The 16,514-nt window shown below is 67.6% G+C and carries 12 protein-coding genes; 4 read left to right on the forward strand and 8 right to left on the reverse strand.

Annotation, left to right across the window (positions count from 1 at the left end; all coding sequences use genetic code 11):
* Positions 1 to 7 precede the first annotated feature (7 nt).
* From ON33_RS42625 to ON33_RS17000, 3 genes are all read left to right on the forward strand, one after another.
* Positions 8 to 3,526: a WXG100-like domain-containing protein gene (locus ON33_RS42625; protein ID WP_040859955.1), complete on the forward strand. Its 3,519-nt coding sequence runs from the start codon at positions 8 to 10 to the stop codon at positions 3,524 to 3,526.
* A gap of 29 nt (positions 3,527 to 3,555) precedes the next feature.
* On the forward strand, positions 3,556 to 4,026 hold the full coding sequence (locus ON33_RS16995) for a YbaB/EbfC family nucleoid-associated protein (protein ID WP_040860011.1): 471 nt from the start codon (positions 3,556 to 3,558) through the stop codon (positions 4,024 to 4,026).
* Between the two features lie 141 nt (positions 4,027 to 4,167).
* Positions 4,168 to 4,374: a hypothetical protein gene (locus ON33_RS17000; protein ID WP_040859956.1), complete on the forward strand. Its 207-nt coding sequence runs from the start codon at positions 4,168 to 4,170 to the stop codon at positions 4,372 to 4,374.
* Between the two features lie 5 nt (positions 4,375 to 4,379).
* Here the strand turns inward: ON33_RS17000 and ON33_RS17005 are convergent, their stop codons facing one another.
* Complete coding sequence (locus ON33_RS17005) at positions 4,380 to 6,296, reverse strand: potassium transporter Kup (protein ID WP_040859957.1); 1,917 nt, start codon at positions 6,294 to 6,296, stop codon at positions 4,380 to 4,382.
* Between the two features lie 115 nt (positions 6,297 to 6,411).
* Positions 6,412 to 6,747, reverse strand: a complete 336-nt coding sequence (locus ON33_RS17010) for a helix-turn-helix domain-containing protein (RefSeq protein WP_051152383.1) — start codon at positions 6,745 to 6,747, stop codon at positions 6,412 to 6,414.
* Between the two features lie 181 nt (positions 6,748 to 6,928).
* Between ON33_RS17010 and ON33_RS17015 the strand changes: the two genes are divergently transcribed.
* The gene (locus ON33_RS17015) at positions 6,929 to 8,470 is read left to right on the forward strand and encodes a substrate-binding domain-containing protein (protein WP_245550566.1); all 1,542 of its coding nucleotides are present in this window, start codon (positions 6,929 to 6,931) and stop codon (positions 8,468 to 8,470) included.
* Positions 8,471 to 8,534: 64 nt separating this feature from the next.
* Here the strand turns inward: ON33_RS17015 and ON33_RS17020 are convergent, their stop codons facing one another.
* The 6 genes from ON33_RS17020 to ON33_RS41315 form a co-directional block, all read right to left on the reverse strand.
* A complete protein-coding gene (locus ON33_RS17020) occupies positions 8,535 to 9,464 on the reverse strand; it encodes a potassium-transporting ATPase subunit C (RefSeq protein WP_040859958.1) in 930 nt (309 codons plus the stop codon).
* Between the two features lies 1 nt (position 9,465).
* Positions 9,466 to 11,616 carry a potassium-transporting ATPase subunit KdpB gene (gene kdpB / locus ON33_RS17025; RefSeq protein ID WP_040859959.1) on the reverse strand — a complete coding sequence of 717 codons (2,151 nt, stop codon included), beginning with the start codon at positions 11,614 to 11,616 and terminating at the stop codon, positions 9,466 to 9,468.
* Positions 11,613 to 13,289 carry a potassium-transporting ATPase subunit KdpA gene (gene kdpA, locus ON33_RS17030; RefSeq protein WP_040859960.1) on the reverse strand — a complete coding sequence of 559 codons (1,677 nt, stop codon included), beginning with the start codon at positions 13,287 to 13,289 and terminating at the stop codon, positions 11,613 to 11,615. Before kdpA ends, kdpB begins: the two co-directional genes overlap by 4 nt.
* Positions 13,290 to 13,376, reverse strand: a complete 87-nt coding sequence (gene kdpF / locus ON33_RS43380; protein ID WP_120737472.1) for a K(+)-transporting ATPase subunit F — start codon at positions 13,374 to 13,376, stop codon at positions 13,290 to 13,292. It abuts the gene before it with no gap.
* 353 nt (positions 13,377 to 13,729) lie between these two features.
* Positions 13,730 to 15,502 (reverse strand): serine/threonine-protein kinase, encoded by a 1,773-nt coding sequence (locus ON33_RS17040; protein WP_218001452.1) that lies wholly within the window; start codon positions 15,500 to 15,502, stop codon positions 13,730 to 13,732.
* 137 nt (positions 15,503 to 15,639) lie between these two features.
* Complete coding sequence (locus ON33_RS41315; RefSeq protein WP_157184578.1) at positions 15,640 to 16,293, reverse strand: hypothetical protein; 654 nt, start codon at positions 16,291 to 16,293, stop codon at positions 15,640 to 15,642.
* Positions 16,294 to 16,514: the final 221 nt, after the last annotated feature.

Genomic DNA, 16,514 nt, shown 5'->3' on the forward strand with positions numbered 1-16,514 from the left:
AAATTCGGTGTCCATCACTATTCCCAGCGAGCTGGAATGGCTCGGCTGGATCGCCGGCTCGGACTGGCCCGACGGCGATGAAGACAAGATGTGGGATATCGGCGGCGACTGGCGCACCGCCGCAGCCGATCTCCGCGACCTGCGGCCCGCACTGCGGGCCGCGAAGCAGGCGACGATCGACGCCTACCCGTGGGGTGACGGCCTCGACGCCATGACCAAGGCACTGGACCAGCTCGACCACGGCCCGGAATCCCTGGAACATCTCGCCGAAATCCTCGAAGCCGTCGCGGAATCGGCCGACGGGCTGGGCACCGAGATCGAGTACACCAAGATCCTCATCATCTCGTCGCTGGTCATGCTCGCCGTGGAGATCGCCGCCGCCTGGCTGTTTCCGCCCACCGCACCGCTCGCCGAGACACTGGCGATCGGGGCCACCCGTGTGGCGGTGCGACTGCTCGGTGAACGAGCGGTGGCCGCCATCGCGCGGTTCGCGGCCAAGACCGGTCTCGCGGCACTGGTGAAATTCGCTGCCAAGCATGTGGTTTTCAGTACCGTGCTCGGCGCCGGACAGGATCTGGTGATCCAGGCCTATCAGGTCGGCGCCGGCCACCGTGACGGCATCGACTGGGAACGGGTCGGCACCACCGCCTACACGGCCGCCGCGGCCGGAGCCGCCGGCGGCCCGGCGGGCTCACTGCTCGGCAAGGCGGCAGGCAAGATCCACCTGCCCGGTGGAAGCTTCGGCAACGCCGTCAAGGGCGCGGCCGTCGGCGCGGGCTCCGGCATCGCGGGCGGCCTGGGGGCCTGGGGCATCGGCGGCTTCGCCAACGGGTGGACCTGGGACCCCCGCATCCTGACCAGCGCCGGAGCCTACGGCGTACTGGTCGGCGGCAGCAAGGGATTCCGCCACTCCCCCGCCACGAACGGTCCCGAGACGCACCCCTTCCACGCGGCAGACCCGGCGATGCGCGGCGGCGAAGCTCCGGCCGAGGCCCACTCCTCACCGCAGTCATTCCGCGAGGCGGGGGCACCGGACGGGAGCACACCGCATCCGCAGAGCGCGGCCGGCAGATCGGAGGGCACGGCCGCGGGTCCGGAAAGCGGCGCCACGGAAGTGAGCAGGCAGGGCACGGGTCCGGGAGAGCATGCCGCCGGTCCGGTCACCCACGTAGCCGGACCGGACAGGCGGGAAGGGCCGGTCGGCGGCACCGCGGGTACTTCGGCTCCGGAGGTTCGCCGGGGATCGGGCTCTGACGGACGTCGGGCGGGGACTGCGGGTGCGGGATCCGAAGGCCGCCGGTCCGAGACCGAATCACGGGCGGGCATCGGCCAGGAGGGTGCCGGTGAAGCGGGTTCCCGGGGCACGGGACAGCATGGCTCATCGTCCCCGGTGCGGGCGCCGGAGCCGCTGGCCCAGGTCCGCGATACCCTGCGCCGGCTCGGCGTCGACCCCGACGGCATGAGCCCGCACGAGCTGGAGCGAGCCTCCGTCGACGCCGTCATGCGGCGCGTCGGCGAACTCACCGCGGCCGCCGACGATCTCGCCAACCAGAATCTGGGCCCGGCCGAGTATTTCGCCCGACGCGATGCCATTCAGCAGCAGATCTCCGAGACCATGGCGCTGCGCGGCGAGCTGCGGTCGCTGTTCGAGCATCACCGTGCGGGCACAACCCCGCCCGCGCCGACCCCATCCCTGGCTCCTGCCCATCAACCGGCCACCGAGGTGCAATCGCACTCGGCCGCCACATCGAAGGCCGAGCCCGGACCGCAGAACGAGTCGAAGCCCAAAGGCCGACCCGAACCGCAAGACCGGTCGAAGCCGCAGGGTGAGTCGACGCCGGAGGGCGGGGATGGGCTCGATTCGGCTCGGGAGAAGTTGCGGCGGCTGGGGGTTGACCCGGACGGGATGAGTCCCGCGCAACTGCGGCAGGCCGCGGAGGAGGCGTTCGCGCGGAAAGCCGACGAGTTCGCGGATCGGACGGCCGCGCTCGAAGGGGCGGGGCTGCGGCCCGGTGAGTTCCGGGTGCAGCGGATGGAGTTGCAGAAGCAGATCGACGAGTTTCTCCGCTTGCGACGAGAGTTGCGGGGCGACGTGGCGGATGCCCCGATCGCCGAAGGCGCAGAGCCGATTCCCACCGAGGAACTGACCGCCACCGAGGAACCGACGGCCACCGAAAAGCCCAGCGCCGCTGAAAAACCAGCGACCGTGGAGGAACAGCAAACGCAGCACCCGGCTCAGCCACGCAGGGAAGAGGGTGATCCTGAGGCCGAGGCCGGCGAGGGCACGGGCGACGCCGCGCATCCGGTAACAGGTGAGCAGCCCCGGACCAACGAGGGCGAACGGTCCCCCGAGCCCCGAGAACCGAAGGAGGAATTCCCCGACACCACGTCGAAGATTCCCTATACGCCACGGTATTTCACCCTGCCGCCGATCTCCCCGTTCGAAGCCGCCACCCCTCCGCCGGATTCGGTTTGGGAGCCCGCGCCCACACCTACCCCGCCACCCACGCCCACCCCAACGCCTCAACCCATACCTGACCCAATACCCACGCCCACCCCGGATCCCGAACCCACGCCGACACCATCGAACCCAACACCCACACCGGATCCCATACCCACACCGGATCCGACGCCCACGCCCGATCCGACACCAACACCGGATCCCACACCCACGCCCACGCCGGACCCGACGCCCACGCCTTCACCCACACCAACACAGGATCCGACACCCATGCCAACACCGGATCCGACACCAACACCGGACCCAACATCCACACCTACGCCGGATCCGACGCCTACGTCCGGCCCCTCGACGTCTGCTCCCCCGAGGGCGGGATACGACGGCGAATACGGTTCGGGTGCAGGTGGTTTCGCGAATCGAGAGGGTGGGCCTGGTTTGCACGCCATGTCGGTTGCCGCCGATGCGGAGGAGGACGACGGCAAGCGGAAGCCGCCGGCCGGGGCGGGGCTCGGGCCGATTTCGGGTGCGCCGATTCTGGGCGGTATGCCGTTCGCGGCCGGAGGTTCGGGGTCGGCGGGCGGCATACACGGGGCGGGACGGAGTCCGGCCCTGTGGCCGCGGGCGGCCGTGCACGGCGGAACCGAGGTGGAAGGGGCGCGAGGTTCGGTCCTGGTTCGGTCGTTGGCCGAATTCGGGTCGTTCGCGGAGCTGGTTCCGGAGACCGGAGAGTTGCGGGCGGTGAGCGGTGTGCCGTCCGCGTCGACCGGGCCGGGGGGCGTGTTCGGCTATCTGGACGAGGTGGCCGCCGTGGTCTATCACGATCGCTTCGGTTTGGCGCTGCGGCTCCCCGCCGCGGTCGTGTACCTGGACGACCCGGGCGTGCGGGTCGAGTGGTCACCGGTGGAGCAGGAGCGGGCCCGGCTCGTCGTGAGCCGGGACGCGCAGATCTGGTGCGACCTGACCTATCGGAGTGTGGTGCCGGACAGCGATATCGGACGTTTCGTACGCGACGTGCCGGCCGATCCGATGCGCAGGTCGCGCCTGTTCGATGGTCCGGCACGATGAGCGCGCCGGATCCGATGAAAGGAGTGTGCATGTCGAACGAACACGCGAAAACGGAGATGGTGGAGTTGCTCGACGAAATGCGCAGACAGATGCGGGAAGTCGCGCGGATTCAACGCGCGCGGGCGCAGATCACCGGTCGTGCGACGACGCGGAAGCGGGTGACCGTCACGACCGACGCCAACGGCACCGTGACCGACGTCCGATTCGGTTCGGGGATAGCGGATCTCAGCTATCCCGAGATCGCCGACGCCTTCGTGCGGGCGTCGGCCGCGGCCGCGGCGGACGCCGCCCGGCAGGTCCGAGAGCTCATGGCCCCGCTCCAGCGCCGGCGCATGGCGATGCCCACCCTGAGCGACCTCGTCGAAGGCGCACCCGACATCCGCGCGATGATCCCTCCGCTGACCGGAGAACTTCCACCCCAACCGGATTCGCCGCAGCCACGTGCGGAGGACTTCCAGCGCCGCGATCCGGGCGCCGCCTACCGCGAGTCCGGGTGGTGACCTCGAGACGGGCCGGGCTCGCAAAGGAACCGGAAATCCGGTGCGCGCAGTGGTTATGGATCCGTAAAGGCCCCGGGTCGGCCCGAACCCCCAGGGTTGAATAGAGGCCCGAGCCGAGGACCGGGAGAAGAGGCAATCATCATGGGCATCATCGACAGCGGTGTCTGCCTGTCGTCCATCACCGTGTACTGGTCACTCCAGGACGCCGCGTTCATCGCCCGCTCCGACCGATATCCCGGTCTGGTCGCGCGCAACGAATGGTCGTCGCTGGCCGCGGTCGACGGCCTGATGGACATGATCGAACAGCAGGGGCGGCACGATCGTTCGTCCCGCCGGCCCGCGGCCTGAGACGCCTACACCTCGATCCAGGAGCCCATGGTGACCGTGCGGTCGCGGGGCAGGGCGAAGTATTCGGCGGCATCCGCGGTGATGTGAGAGGTGGCGATGAACAGGCGTTTCCGCCAGGGGGCCATGGTGGGGTCGTCGCCGCGTCGCAGCTCGATCTTGGAGAGGAAGTACGACGCCTGATCCAGGTCGAGCACGCCTTCGGTGTCCGCCGGATCGAGCAGGCGGATCGCCGCCGGGACGTCGGGGGTCTCCATGTAGCCGTAGTTGGCCGTGACGTGGATGATGCCGTCGTCGGCGTAGCCGAGGTGGTCCAGTGAGATCCGTTGCGACACAGGAATACGCGGCACCGGCTCGGTATGGATGGAGAGAATGACGACCTGCCGGTGGCGCACGTGATTGTGTTCGACATTGGCGCGCATGGCCAGCGGCGCCGTCTCCTTGCCGCGGTTGAGGAAGACGGCCGTGCCGGGGACGGTGATCACCGTCGACACGTCGGCGCGCAATCGGTCCACGAACTCGCGCAGCGAGCCCTCCCGCCGCTCGCGCTCGGCGGTGACGATCTCGCGGCCGCGCTGCCACGTGGTCATGATGGTGAACGCGATGACGGCGATCAGCAGCGGCAGCCACGCACCGTGGACCAGCTTGGTCAGGTTCGCGCCGAAGAACAGCAGATCCACCATCAGCAGCGGGATCGCGCCGAGCGCGACCAGCCACAGCGGCGTCCGCCATTTCGCCCGCGCGATATAGAAGAACAGCAGCGTGGTGATGGTGATCGTGCCGGTCACGGCCATACCGAACGCGTAGGCGAGGGCCGCGGAACTGCGGAACGCGAACACCAGCGTCAGCACCGACACCAGCAGCAGCCAGTTGATCCACGGCACATAGATCTGTCCGATGGTGGATTCGGAGGTGTGCGCGATGCGCAGCCTGGGCAGGTAACCGAGCTGCGCGGCCTGCGCGGCCACCGAGAACGCCCCGGTGATGACCGCCTGGGAGGCGATGACCGTGGCCGCGGTGGCCAGCAGCACGATGGGCAGCCGCCCCCATCCCGGCGCGAGCAGAAAGAACGGCGCGCCGATATTGGCGGGATCATCGAGGATCAGCGCACCCTGCCCCATGTAGCTCAGCACGCAGGCGGGGAAGACCAGCACCAGCCAGGCGCGGGTGATCGCGCTGCGGCCGAAATGGCCCATATCGGCGTAGAGCGCCTCGGCGCCGGTGACCGCCAGCACGATGGCGGCCAGCGCGAAGAAGGCGATTCCGAAGTGCCCGAACAGGAATCCGAGCGCATAGGCCGGCGACAGCGCCTTCAGGATCTCCGGATGGCCGGCGATGCCCCGGATCCCGCAGGCGCCGATCACCAGGAACCAGCCGATCATGATCGGTCCGAAGACCCGCCCGACGGCGGCAGTGCCGTGCCGCTGCACGAGGAACAGCACCACGATGATCACCGCGGTGATCGGCACGATGAACCCGTCCATCCCGGACGAGACGGTTTTCAGGCCCTCGACCGCCGACAGCACCGAGATCGCGGGCGTGATCATGCTGTCGCCCAGGAACAATGAGGCGCCGAAGATGCCCAGGGCAGCCAGCATCATGGCGGTCCGCCGCCCGCCCGGCAGGGTCCAGCGGCGCAGCAGGGTGATGAGGGCCATGATGCCGCCCTCACCGTCATTGTCGGCGCGCATGGCCAGCAGCACATAGGTGACGGTCACGATGATCATGACGGACCAGAACACCAGGGACACGATGCCGAAGATGTTGTCCCGGCTCACCGGAACCGGATGCGGGTCATCGGGATTGAACACGGTCTGCAGGGTGTAGATCGGGCTGGTGCCGATGTCTCCGAACACCACCCCGAGTGCCCCGATCGTCAACGCGAGACGAGATCCTGTGTGCCCGCCGGAAACCGGTGCTGCCACGCCATCCTCCTCCGCGTGGCTTCGACCGGATAGCCACGCACCGACCGGGACGATACCGGTCGGTCGCGCGCAGGTCGGGAGGGCATGCCGTCAGCCGGCGGCGGCTCCGGGCCGCTCAGCGGTCGCGCGCCGCATCCGATTGCTCGTAGAGTGCTTCCCACACGGCGAAACTGGACAGCAATTCGACAGTGCGCCGGCCACTCCCGGTCAACCGGATGGGACCGGTGATCCCCAGCGGCTCGTCCCAACTGCCGACCGCATCGGCGGTGACGATCCCGCGGGCAGCCAGCAGCCGCAGGACCCGCGAGGCGCCGGGCCGGCGCAGGCCGAGCTCGGCCCGCAGTTGCCGCACGGTGCGCGGCTCGCGGGCCAGAAGGTCGAGCAACTCCACCACACCGCGGTGATTCACCAGTTCGCGCAGTGCGGACAGCTCATCCGCGGGGATGTGCATCGAACCGACGCCTCGCCTTTCGACAACGGAAACCCTGCCGTCATCGACACTAGGACGGCCGGGCGAGCTGGACGCCCGATCTTGACGACCCTGTTCCGCTGCGATCCGCCATCTTTACCGAATCCATACGGTTCTCACTAGGCTCTACCGATGACGCGGTAACACAACAGAATTCGGGGGCGTGGTGGGCGGTATAGCGCTCGACACGGTGCTGGCGGTCATCGGTATCACGGTGCCGATCCTGGCGTTCGTATGGGAGTTCGTCCTGGTGGGCCGGAAGCGGCTGGGGTACCGGGTGCAGATGGATACGCCGGTCACCGGGGAGATCGAATCGGTGTTTCCGGGGGTGCTGCCGCAGTTGCGGCCCGAGGGGGACGGGGCGGCGCCGGATCTGCAGGATCTGTCGGTGGTGCTGGTGCGGATCGAGAACAACGGCATCACCGACATCGACAGCAGCGATTACGCCTCCCCGGATACCGACAATGTCGGTCTGCACCTGCATTTCGCGCATCGCCGGATCATCGGGATGGCGGTGACCGAGCTGTCCGATGACGCCATGGGCGACAGCCTGAAGCCGGGGACGGGGATCGGGAGCCGCGAGGACGTCCAGCACCGGGTCGGGATCATCGATCTGCCCAAGGTGCCGATGGATCGGGGCGACCACTACAAGATCCTGGCCATCCTGCAGCGGACGGCAGGAGCGGGTGAGTATCCCGCGCCGGTGATGCGGGCCAAGCTCAAGGGCGGACGGGTGTCGGAGACCCGCAGTCGCGTCGGTGTGTCGCCGAGACTGCTGGGGCTCATCGTTTTCCTGGTCGCGGTGATCGCCGTGCAGTTCGTGATGGGGTTGGGCGACAACAAGCCGGACAACGATGCGGCGGACTGCATTTCGGGGAAACTGACCCTGGTGGGCTCTACTGCTTTCGAGCCCGCGATGCGCAATGCCGCGGACGCGTACGCCAAACACTGCTCCAAGGCGCAGTTCGACTTCGAATTCGACAGCAGCGACCGGGGATTGAGCAGGGTGGACGAGGAGGGCAAGAACAATCCGGGGCTGCTCGCCATCAGTGACGGGCCGAAAGGTGTCGGCTACCCGAACCTGGTCCCGCGCTCGCTGGTCATGTCGCTGTTCGCCATGATCGTCAACCCGGCGGTCGGCGTGCACGACCTGTCCACGCAGCAGATCCGCGATATCTACGCGGGCCGGGTGCAGAACTGGCAGCAGGTCGGCGGCGCGGATCTGCCGGTGCGCGTGGTGAATCGGGTGCTGGGGTCGGGCACCCGCGAAGGATTCCGCAAGCATGTGCTCGGCGACGACCAGCCGCCGACGCCCGCCGCCACGTCCTGCCGCACCGTCGCGGTCACCAACCCGCCGAGCCCGGCCTTCTGCGAGGTGCCGGTCACCGCCGACATGCTGAAAACCATTGCCGACCTGCCGGGTTCGATCGGCTACAGCGAATACTTCGACGCCGCACAGGCTTCCGGTGTGAAGGCGGTGACGATCGACGGCCACTCCCCCGCCCGCGACCAGGTGCTCGATCACACCTATCCGTTCTGGAGCGTCGAATACGCCTACAGCAACGGCGAAGTCCCGGCCGACTCGCTGGCCGCCGCGTTCCTGCGCTTCCTCACCGGCGGCACCGGCAAGGACGTACTGCGCTCGCAGGGGAACACGCCGTGCGGTGAACTCCCCAACCCGACAACCTGCTCGCCGGACAAGTAGCCGAAATGCCAAGGGGCCCGGTCGCCTTCGTGAGCGAAGCGACCGGACCCCAGGAATCGGCTGATCAGCCCTTGAACGGGTACTTGCTGTCCAAGTCGTAGTTCAGCTCGACGACATCGACCGTGGGCTCACCCATGAAGCCCAGCACCCGGCCGCTCCGGTGCGCGTCCACGAGCGCCCTGATCTGATCAGTGGAAACATTACGCGCCCTGGCGACCCGCGCCACCTGGATGGCCGCGTACTCCGGGGAGATCTGCGGGTCCAGGCCGGAGCCCGAGGCGGTCACCGCGTCGGTCGGCACCGGGGTATCGGACGAGGCGTCGCCGCGAATCGGCACGATCTGACCGGCCGAGTAATCCTCGCCGCGCTTGGCGCACTCCACCTTCACACCCTCGTAGGCGTCCTGGAATGGCTTGGCGGGGTTCTTCACATCGGTCGAGCAGGTCTCGTTGACACTGATCACCTGGGTCGGGTGGGTGACCAGGCCGTGGGAGTCACGATCGCCCATGACCGCCAGCACCGCGCCGACGCCGCCGGAGGTGCAGTACGGACGGCTGCCGTCGACACCCTCCAGCTGACCGACCGCCTGGCTGCGCGAGCAGACCGTGCTGAGCAGACTCAGCTTGTCCTTCTTCGGGTCGGTGGCATCCAGGGTGTCCACCACGGACTCCGGACCCATGTTGCCGAACGAGGTGTTCGTCGGGTCGTAGCCGTCCGGGATACTGCCGTCGGCAGGCGCCGAGTTGGACGGACGCGTCTGGAAGTACTGCACCAGCGCGTTGCCCTTGCCGTCGGTGAACGCCTGCCCGATCAGGCTGGAGCCCACCAGCTTTCCGTCCCTGGTGAGCAACGACCCGTCGGCCTTGTCCTTCAGCCCGGGGATCTGCGAGACACCGAGAACTACTGCGGGATAGACGATTCCGGTGATCACCGTGAGCACCAGCAGCGCACGCAGCGCCGCGAGGTGCTGCCGGATCCAGGTTGACATACGCATATCAGGACATCCCCGGGAAGAATTGGATGACAAGGTCGATGAGCTTGATCCCGACGAACGGCGCGACGATGCCGCCGAGGCCGTAGATGTACAGGTTGCGGCTCAACAGTTTCGACGCACTCGACGGCCGGTAGTTCACGCCGCGCAACGCCAGCGGGATCAGGCCCACGATGACCAGCGCGTTGAAGATGACCGCCGAGAGGATCGCCGACTGCGGCGAGTGCAGTCGCATGATGTTCAGGACATCCAGGCCCGGGAACAGCACCACGAACATCGCGGGAATGATCGCGAAGTACTTGGCGATGTCGTTCGCGATCGAGAACGTGGTGAGCGCGCCACGCGTGATCAGCAACTGCTTGCCGATCTCGACGATCTCGATGAGCTTGGTCGGGTCGGAATCCAGGTCGACCATATTGCCGGCTTCCTTGGCCGCCGACGTGCCGGTGTTCATGGCGACACCCACGTCGGCCTGCGCGAGCGCGGGCGCGTCATTGGTGCCGTCACCGGTCATGGCGACCATGCGCCCACCGGCCTGCTCCTTCTTGATCAGCTCCAGCTTGTCCTCGGGCGTGGCCTCCGCGAGGAAGTCGTCGACACCGGCCTCGTCGGCGATCGCCTTGGCGGTCAACGGATTGTCGCCTGTGATCATGACGGTGCGGATGCCCATCCTGCGCATCTCGTCGAAGCGCTCCCGCATGCCCTGCTTCACCACGTCCTTGAGGTGGATGACCCCGAGCAGCGCGGCGGTGCCCTTCTTGATCTCCGCCACCACCAGCGGGGTGCCGCCGGAGGCCGAGATGCCGTCGACGGTCACGCCGACCTCGCTCGGCACCGCACCGCCATTGGCGCGCACCCACTCGGTGACCGCACTGGCCGCGCCCTTGCGCAGCTGGTGGCCGTCGGCCAGGTCCACGCCCGACATGCGGGTCTGGGCCGTGAATTCCACCCACTGCGCGCCGGTCAGCTCACCCGGGGTGCGCTCGCGCTTGTTGTACGCCTGCTTGGCGTACACCACGATCGAGCGGCCCTCGGGGGTCTCGTCCGCGAGGCTGGAAAGCTGTGCGGCGTCGGCCAATTCGTCGGCGGTGACGCCCGGCATCGGCACGAAATCCGAAGCCTGACGATTGCCCAGGGTGATGGTGCCGGTCTTGTCGAGCAGCAGCGTGTTCACGTCACCCGCGGCCTCGACGGCACGGCCGGACATGGCCAGCACATTGCGCTGCACCAACCTGTCCATGCCGGCGATGCCGATCGCCGACAGCAGCGCGCCGATGGTGGTCGGGATGAGACACACCAGCAGCGAGACCATGACGATGCCGGTGACACCATTGATGTCCAACGCCTGATTGTCCCCGACACCCGGGTTGCCGACCTTCGAGAAGATGGCCAGCGGCTGCAGGGTCGCCACCGCGAACACGAAGATGATGGTCAACGCGGCCAGCAGGATGTTCAGCGCGATCTCGTTCGGCGTCTTCTGCCGCGAGGCGCCCTCGACGAGCGCGATCATCTTGTCGATGAACGAGCCGCCCGGCTCCTGCGTGATCTTGACGACGATCCGGTCCGACAGCACCGTGGTGCCGCCGGTGACCGCGGAACGGTCGCCGCCGGATTCGCGGATCACCGGCGCGGATTCACCGGTGATGGCCGACTCGTCCACGGAGGCAATGCCTTCCATGACATCGCCGTCACCCGGGATGACCTGGCCCGCCTCGACCACGACGTAGTCGCCACGCCGTAGCTCCGGAGCCGCGACCTTTTCCTCGACCACCCGCGCGCCCGGGGACCAGTCCACGAGCCGGCGAGCGATGGTGTCGGTCTTGGCCTTTCGCAGGGTGTCGGCCTGCGCCTTGCCGCGGCCCTCGGCCACCGCCTCGGCCAGGTTGGCGAAAATCACCGTCAGCCAGAGCCATACGACGATCGCCCAGGAGAAGAAGGTCGGCTTCGCGACCGCGAGGACGGTGCTCCAGACCGCGCCGATCTCGACGATCAGCATCACCGGATTGCGCCACATGACGCGCGGATCCAGCTTCTTGACGGCGTCCGGCAGGGACCTCACCAGCATCTTGGGATCGAACAACCCGGCCGAGACACCGCGTTTCGGCTTGCCGTGCGCCTCTTTCACCGGCGCGGAATCGACTGTGGGAGTGGTCATGAGTGGATTCCTTCAGCGAGCGGGCCGAGCGCCAGCATGGGCAGGAAGGTCAGGGCGACCAGAATGACGGTCACACCGGCGACCATGCCCACGAACTGCGGCCGGTGCGTCGGCAGCGTGCCCTCGGAAGCGGGCGTGAAGCCCTGCTGCGCCAGCGAACCGGCCAGGGCCAGCACGAAGATCATGGGAATGAAGCGGCCGAACACCATGGCCAAGCCGAGTGCGGTGTTCCACCAGACGGTGTTGCCGGACAAACCGGCGAAAGCCGAACCATTGTTGTTGGCCGCGGAAGTGAAGGCGTACAACACTTCCGAGAGCCCGTGCGGACCCGAGTTGGCCATGCCCGCGCGCTCGCCCGGCAGGGCCATGGCGATGGCGGTGCCGGTCAGCACGATCAGTGGCGTCACCAGGAAGTACGACGCGGCGAGCTTGATCTCCTTCGGGGTGATCTTCTTGCCCAGATACTCGGGCGTGCGGCCGACCATCAGGCCCGCCACGAATACGGTGATGACCGCGAGGATCAGCATGCCGTACAGACCCGAACCGGTACCACCGGGCGCGACCTCACCGAGCTGCATGTTGAACATGGTCATCATGCCGCCGAGACTGGTGTAGGAGTCGTGCGCCGAGTCCACCGCACCGGTCGAGGTGAGCGTGGTCGCGGTGGCGAAGGCCGCCGAATTCGATACGCCGAAGCGGGATTCCACGCCTTCCATGGACGCACCGATGGCGGACGGGACCGTTCCGTGGTGCTGCAATTGGAAGAGGTTCATCGCGGTGACGCTGAGCAGAGCCAGGGTCGCCATGACGGCGGCGATGGCGGCGCCCTGCTTCTTGGAGCCGACCATGCGCCCGAAGGTCCGCGGCAGCGAGAAGCTGATCACCAGCAGCAGGAAGATCTCGATCCAGTTGGTCCAGGCGGTCGGGTTCTCGAACGGGTGCGCGGAGTTCACGTTGTAGAAGCCGCCACCATTGGTGCCGAGTTCCTTGATGGTCTCCTGGCTGGCAACGAGTCCACCCGGCAGGGTTTGTGAACCGGTGTTGCCGACAGTTTGTGCGACCTGGTCGTAGACGTGCAGATTCTGGATCACACCACCGGCGACGAGCACAATGGCGAACACGATGGCGAACGGCAGCAGAATACGGGTGGTTCCCCTCACCAGATCCACCCAGAAGTTGCCGAGTTCGCCGGTGTGACGACGGGCGAAGCCGCGCACCAGCGCGACCGCCACGGCCATACCGACAGCAGCCGAGACGAAGTTCTGCACACCCAGGCCCACAGCCTGCACAACGTGCCCCATCGTCGACTCACCGGCGTAGTTCTGCCAGTTCGTGTTGGTGACGAAGCTGATGGCGGTGTTCCACGCCAGGTCCGCGGTCATCTTGGTACCCGGATCATTCAGGTGCAACGGCAGTTTGCCCTGAATCAGCTGCAGGAAGAACAGGAACAGCACGCTGACGGCCGAGAAGGCCAGCACGCTACGGGCGTAGACGGCCCAGGTCATCTCGACACCCGGCTGTACGCCGATCAGTCGGTAGAGACCCTTCTCGACCTTGGAGTTCTTCTCGCTGCTGTAAACCCGATACATGTAGTCGCCCAGCGGCACATGCACCGCGGCCAGCGCGATGACCAGGGATACCACGAAAAGGATCCCTGCGGTTGTGGTGCTCACTTAGAACCTCTCCGGATACAGCAGCGCCGCCACCAGATAGATGGCGATACCGACGGCCAGGACCAGACCGATAATGTTCTGCGTCACAGCCGTTCCACCCCGCGTTGGATCAGACCGAGCAGCGCGAAGATCGCCACCGTCAGCACCGTGAACACCACGACAGACATGTCTCGAAACCTCTCTACGTACGGGCGCGTCCTGAGACGCGCCGGAGTGAGTCAATCGCCGGGAAAGCCCAACTTCGAGGTCCTTTACGCCTTCTTAGCGTCCCAGCCGGTCGCATTGACGCTCCGCTTACAGCGTCGCGCCGCGCGTCGCACGGAAGTTGTCGACATCCCGCACATATCCATCAAGAAACCGTCAGGACCTGGTATTTCGCGGCAGATGGACATGGAAAAGCCCCGGAGCGCAACGTCTCCGAGGCGTGAATGGCGAGACTACTAGCGGGGGTAGCTCGTGACGATCGTGCCGTCCAGGCCCGCGGCGAGGTAGGCGCCACCGTAGTCGTCGATGAGGTAGATCAGGAGGGTGGGCTGCTTGTTGTTGAACGTCCAGGCAGGGTCCACCTTGACGTACCGGCTGGTGGGGGTCGGGACGTTGAGTTGCTGAGCGGCAGCGGCCAGGAGACCGGGGAGCAGGTCCCAGTTGATGGCGGACAGGTCGATGGTGGGCGTTTTCAGTTCGGAGCCCGCGCCATCGCGTTGGGCGACGCCCTTGCGGTAGGAGAACTGGTCGTACAGCTTGGGCTGGTTCTGGACCGGGGCGCCGGTACTGATGTGCTCCGGGTAGATGTCGGTCTCGATGAATTGCTTACCGCCGGCGACCTTTTCGAGGGCGGCGATGGCCTTGCGGACGCCGTCCGGGGTGAGCAGGTCGGTGGCGGCGTCACCCTTGGCGGTGGTGGGCGCGATGACCGTGGGCGGGATGACGCCGCTCAGGGGAATCCCCGTGGGCTGGACGAGACCGGTCGGCTGACCCGACATGCCCTGGCCCCCACCGGAAGACGGCCACAGGGCGATGGCGGCAACGACGGCGGCAGCCACGACGACGGCCGCGCCGGTGAGGATCCAGGGAAGCGAATTGCGTTGTGGCGCAGTGCCGACGGGGCTCGAAGCGAGCTGTGGATACGGCTGGGAGCCGCTGAATCCACGCGGCTGCTGCAGAGTCGGGTATCCCGGTGGCGTGGTCGGGTAGGCCTGCTGCGGCGCGGCCGAAAACCCCTGGGGTGTTGCCGGGAGGGCCTGCGAAGGCGTCGTGAACGGCTGCGATGGCGCGTCGTGAGATCCGGACACCGTCGAGAAGGCCTGGAACTGCGGCGGCGTGACGTCCTGGGGTGAGGTCGCCGTCTGGTGAGGGTCCGAAGACTGCTGGAAGGCAGGGTATTCCAGCGGATGGGCGCCGGTGGCGGTGACCTGGGCGAGCATGCGGTCGACCTGGTCGGCGGGCGGGCGGTGGCCGGGGTTGGGGACCAGCAGGGCTTGCAGGACCGGGGTCAGCGGACCGGCTCGGCGCGGGGGCGGGACCGAGCCCATCAGGACGGCGGCGAGGGTGGCGACGTCGGTGTCCCGGCGCATGGGCTGGTAGCCCTCGACGGCGGCGAACAGGACCAGGCCGAGCGACCAGAGGTCGGAGGCGGGGTTACCCTCATGGCCCTGGAGACGTTCGGGGGCTACGTACGGGAGCGAGCCGACGACGCTACCGGTGGAGGTGAGACCGGTGAGATCGTTGACGGCGGCGATACCGAAGTCGGTGAGGACGGGGGAACCGTCGGTGCGCAGCAGCACATTCGGGGGTTTCACGTCGCGGTGCAGGACGCCCACCGCGTGCGCGGCGCGGAGTCCCGCCAAAATGCCGCGCCCGACCCAGGCGGCCTGGGCCGCAGGCATCGGGCCCTCGTCGAGCCGATCGGCGAGCGATCCGCCGGAGACCAGTTCCATGACGATCCACGGATGCTTCTCGGCGGGGGTGTCCACGATGTGGTGAATGGCCACCACATTCGGATGCGCGATGCGCGCCAGGGCCCGCGCCTCGCGCAGCACCCGCTCCCGCTGCACCTCGGCGGAGGGCGCGTCGCTCTCGGCCCGCACCTCTTTCAACGCCACCTCGCGGTGCAGCGCGATGTCGTAGGCGCGCCACACCGTGCCCATGCCGCCGCTGCCGAGTGGTTCGATCAACTCGAAACGCCCGTCGACCATTGACCGCCCGGAATTCACGGACGTCAGCTTAGGGTTCCCACACTGCCTACGCGAGATCTGGTGCCGGTCGGTCTTTTCCGGCCCGCTCGGATCCCGCCGGCAACGCGGCACACGACCGAGAGGCGATCGTCAGGATCGGCGATGGCAGTCGCTCCTCAGCCGCCCTGCAATCCGTTGCCGATCCCGGTGGCCGCGCCGAGCTCGTAACCGACAGCCGCGCCTATGACGCCAATGGTGATACCGGACACGATCGCACTGAGCACAGCACCTATCACGGCACCGATGCCGGCCCCCGCGAGGACGCCACCCACGGCCCCGATGGGCGCGCCCACTCCCAGGGTCGGCACGGCCATGGCGAGACCGCCCGCGACCCCGCCGACGGCCGCACCGACCGCAGCCCCGATGAGCGCTCCCGGCACGGCCCCGATCACCGCGCCCGGTACCGCACCCACGACCGCGCCGATGATGAGACCGGCGGCGCCGCTGCCCACGTTCAGGTTGGTGGCGTTGTCCGAGTAGCGAGTGTCGACGGGGACCGTGTGCAGTCCGTCGCCGACAGCGGCCTGGGCGGCGGCTGCGGCGTTCTTCGCCTGATCGAGGATGGCGGCGGGAATCGTCGGCACGCCGGGCTGCACCGGGCCGGTCTGCAGCTGCTCGAAGAACACAGCGGCCGGGTCGCTGGGCTGCGCCGCGGCGTCGGCAGTGGCGACGGAGCAGGTCACGGCGACGGCCAGTGGTATCGCGCCGACGATCGGCAACAGGGCGCGTCGCGACGCGCTGGTCCGGGATCCTCCATACCGACGAGTCATTCGACCACCCTCTCGCTGGATTCGACTTGGAAATGCTCCCCCGGCTGCTGGTGATGGGACACGTGCGTCACGAATGATAGCTGATCGGTAGCTATTTCCCGCGGATGAGCATGGCTCATCTCGGATTTTGCCGTCGCGGGTTACATCGAGCCGCCAATGACAGGCTGAATATCCAGATGTTGCCCGAGTTCTATACCAGCCGCGAAGTTCGCCACTTCGTT

This window comes from Nocardia niigatensis NBRC 100131 (assembly GCF_000308655.1).
Classification (GTDB): Bacteria; Actinomycetota; Actinomycetes; order Mycobacteriales; family Mycobacteriaceae; genus Nocardia; species Nocardia niigatensis.

Bases quoted from the DNA above. Each gene is read 5' to 3' on its own strand.
- ON33_RS17000 (WP_040859956.1), top strand. From the start codon at position 4,168: ATGGGCATCATCGACAGCGGTGTCTGCCTGTCGTCCATCACCGTGTAC.
- ON33_RS16995 (WP_040860011.1), top strand. From the start codon at position 3,556: ATGTCGAACGAACACGCGAAAACGGAGATGGTGGAGTTGCTCGACGAA.
- ON33_RS41315 (WP_157184578.1), bottom strand. From the start codon at position 16,293: ATGACTCGTCGGTATGGAGGATCCCGGACCAGCGCGTCGCGACGCGCC.
- ON33_RS17010 (WP_051152383.1), bottom strand. From the start codon at position 6,747: ATGCACATCCCCGCGGATGAGCTGTCCGCACTGCGCGAACTGGTGAAT.
- ON33_RS17020 (WP_040859958.1), bottom strand. From the start codon at position 9,464: ATGCGTATGTCAACCTGGATCCGGCAGCACCTCGCGGCGCTGCGTGCG.
- kdpB (WP_040859959.1), bottom strand. From the start codon at position 11,616: ATGACCACTCCCACAGTCGATTCCGCGCCGGTGAAAGAGGCGCACGGC.